A 3,347-nucleotide genomic window follows, 5' to 3' on the forward strand; every position below is an offset into this window, starting at 1 on the left:
CTTTTTTTATTCTAAACATTTATTGGATATAAATGGACATTATTTGGACACTGAGAATAATGTCTATAATTGCCATTTAGCGTAACTGGTTGTAAAATAATAAATTACAATATGATAAATTTCCTAGGACATCAGATTTTCGATCTGACGACACCTGTTCGAATCCAAGTTGCGATGCCGACAGAGATATAGTTGTATGAATCTAACTCGGACAGCCACACTTATCTCTCAAAATCCAGATGGAGAGATAAGATTAACCCTGATTACTAACACTAGTCAGGGTATTTTTTATCTTGCGATGTGTCAAAGAGTTAGGGGAATATTCTGCATGTCATTGCGAGGAGTCCGCCTAGGCGGACGACGAAGCAATCTTTTTCGTATAAAATAGCCAGATAAATCTCACTAGCCTATCTCTTTATCTCCGAATTGCCTCGTAGTTAATGCTCGCTAGTTAATGGCATTATCGGCTGTATTTCGAATAATTTGAGTGATATTTAAGGCATTAACTTTGAGGAGCAATTATCTCTCTTTATCTCTAATTCGTTATAATGTATAATAAGAGTCTCAGATTGTTTGTCTGAGAGCACCATAGTGATTGTCGCTAATGATAATGCTGCATCTATTGTGGGTAAGAATAATTCTGGCAAGACATCGTTATTCTGTATTTTTAATATTTTTCTGTCTGAATCCGGAAGAAGTTTTTCGTTTGAGGATTTTTCGTTAGCTTGCCATTGTGGCTTTATTAAAGCGTATAAGCGTTATGAATCAATCACTGATGAGAATAAGGAGCAGAAGATACCGGAGGTTAGGGAGGAGGAAGTTAATTTATTGACAGATAATCGGATAAGGTCAGGATAGGCTGATTTCCTAGAAAACAAATGACTGCCAGGAAGAAAAAACCTAAATAAATAACCCGGTTATTATTTCTTTTTATGACTAATACAGTATTTTGATTTTCCAGCTGCAAGACTTTTGCATTTCTTGCCCGCTTTTGTTTTAGCAGGACATTTTGCCTTTTTTGTTTTTGCCATGTCGCCCCCTTTTTTTAGTTAACCAGTTAAGTCCAATGTTTTTACTATAGCACAGCTGGTTTTTTAAGTAAAGGTTTTATATTTGTCAAGGTTTAGCTGTTATATAATGACTATTGGGGCCTTCGGGATTCAGAGAGGATATAATACCCAATATTTGCACGGGGAGGGTTTTTTATAGATAGGCCAAAATAGGTGAGCAGAGAACACGTTTAAGCTGGGAAAAGCTAACCCAGAAAGAAAGGAGGATCATCTTTAAATAGTTGATATTTTAAGGCATATAATATGGCTTGCGGTAATAATTTTTTGTAGATAAATTAGGAGAAAAATGGAGGTGTAAAATGGAAGAAAAACAGATAGGGGTTGTGGATCATTTTTTCGGAAATATCAGCGTTAGTATGATCAAACTGACAGATGTATTGAAGGTGGGCGATAAAATACGCATAAAGGGTACTACAACTGACCTTGTGCAGGATGTGAGTTCTATGCAGATTGACCGCGTCCCTGCCGAAGAAGCAAAAGCAGGTGACCTTATCAGTATAAAGGTCGAGCAAAAGGCCCGTAAAGACGATGCTGTTTATAAAGTTTAATATTTTTAGGGAAGACAGCCAATGATCGATAACAAACACAAAGACCCTCTTCACGGCGTTACCCTTGAAATGATCCTCACGCATCTAGTTGAAAAATACGGGTGGGAAGGTATGTCCCGAAGAATCAGGATAAACTGCTTCGCAAAAAACCCGAGCATTAAGTCTAGCCTGGTGTTTTTGAGGCGAACCTCATGGGCCAGAAAAAAAGTGGAATGGTTATACTTAACTGAAGTAAGGTCCGCAACGCATTAAATAATGTGGTTGGAAAAGACTATTCGCTGAAAGATCTCTTTATCTATTGAAACTATGAAAACATTATTACAGCTTACTAATATACATAAAGCTTATGGGGCGCAGATCATCTTGGATGCTTTCTCCGTGACAATCTCCGAAAATCAGAAGATCGGCGTCATCGGCCGTAATGGCGCAGGTAAGACGACGATGTGCAGGATCATCACTGGCCATGAAGTTCCTGATGATGGAACGGTTCAGAAGAGCAAGCGCTTTCGTCTGGCCTACCTTGAGCAGCATGATCCCTACAGGCTCGACGAAACAGTAATCTCTTTTTTGTCGCGCTATACGGAAAAAGAGGAATGGCAGTGCGGCAAAGTAGCTGCCCGCTTTCAACTGAAGAACGAATTGCTTGAAACCCTAATAGGTACTCTTTCGGGCGGTTTCAGAACGCGTGTGAAACTTGTGGCGATGCTTCTAAAAGACCCTAATATCCTCATTCTGGATGAACCCACAAATTATCTTGACCTGAAGACGCTGATTTTGCTCGAAGAGTTCCTGCAGGATTATCGCGGGGGCTTCCTGATCGTTTCGCACGACAGGGAGTTCCTCAAGAAAACGTGCAAAGAGACCCTGGAGATAGAGAACGGTTCGTGCGCCCTATATCCTGGTACCGTCGACGAATATCTGCTTTTCAAGGAAGAACAGGGGCGGCTGATTGACTGCCATAACAAGAATGTCGAGACCAAAAGAAAACAATTACAGGCGTTTGTCGATCGTTTTCGCGCGAAGGCGTCAAAGGCGGCCCAGGCTAAATCAGCGATGAAGAAGATTGAAAAACTGCAGACCATAAATACTGGCCACTCCCTGAGTACTGTGCGGCTTAAAATTCCTCTTGTTGAAAAAAAGAATTTGGTTGCCTTTCGCGCGAAAGGCCTCACTATCGGTTACCCAGGTCATCAGGTAGCTAGTCATATTACCATGGAATTCAACCAGGGCGATCATATTGCCGTGCTGGGTGACAATGGCCAGGGTAAGACAACGTTCATGCGCACTATTGCAGGCGACCTGGAAGCGATGGGCGGCTCGTATAAATGGGGGCACGGCCTTAAGGTCGGTTATTATGCCCAGCATGTTCTTCAATCGCTTGACCTGCAAAATGATGTCTTGACCCATCTTATGAATGTGGCGGAAAAGTCTGTAGTCCGTCAGGAGATCTTGGCCATGGCAGGTAGTTTCCTTTTCAAAGAAGATGATGTATTGAAGAAAGTGGCGGTCTTAAGCGGCGGCGAGAAGGCCAGACTATGTCTGGCGAGTTTGCTATTGTCTAGAAATGATGTGCTTCTTCTAGACGAACCTACTAACCATCTTGATTTTGAGACTGTCGAGGCATTCGGCAAGGCTCTTAAAGCATTCAATGGAACAGTTTTTTTTATCAGCCACGACCGTACCTTTGTGAATATGCTGGCAACCCGGATTGTAGAAGTGAAGGATGGCA

General features: G+C 41.6%; 3 protein-coding genes. All 3 read left to right on the plus strand.

Translation table 11 applies throughout. From position 1 onward, the window contains the following. The first annotated feature begins 1,369 nt into the window (after window positions 1–1,369). Window positions 1,370–1,618, plus strand: a complete 249-nt coding sequence (locus tag P9L93_02820; GenBank protein ID MDP8230017.1) for a translation elongation factor-like protein — start codon at window positions 1,370–1,372, stop codon at window positions 1,616–1,618. A gap of 21 nt (window positions 1,619–1,639) precedes the next feature. After that, a complete protein-coding gene (locus tag P9L93_02825; GenBank protein ID MDP8230018.1) occupies window positions 1,640–1,870 on the plus strand; it encodes a VF530 family protein in 231 nt (76 codons plus the stop codon). 54 nt (window positions 1,871–1,924) lie between these two features. Further along, window positions 1,925–3,347, plus strand: a 1,423-nt coding sequence (locus P9L93_02830; protein ID MDP8230019.1) for an ABC-F family ATP-binding cassette domain-containing protein, incomplete at its 3' end; no start/stop codon positions are given.

It is taken from the genome of Candidatus Gorgyraea atricola, assembly GCA_030765235.1.
Taxonomy (GTDB): domain Bacteria; phylum Omnitrophota; class Gorgyraeia; order Gorgyraeales; family Gorgyraeaceae; genus Gorgyraea; species Gorgyraea atricola.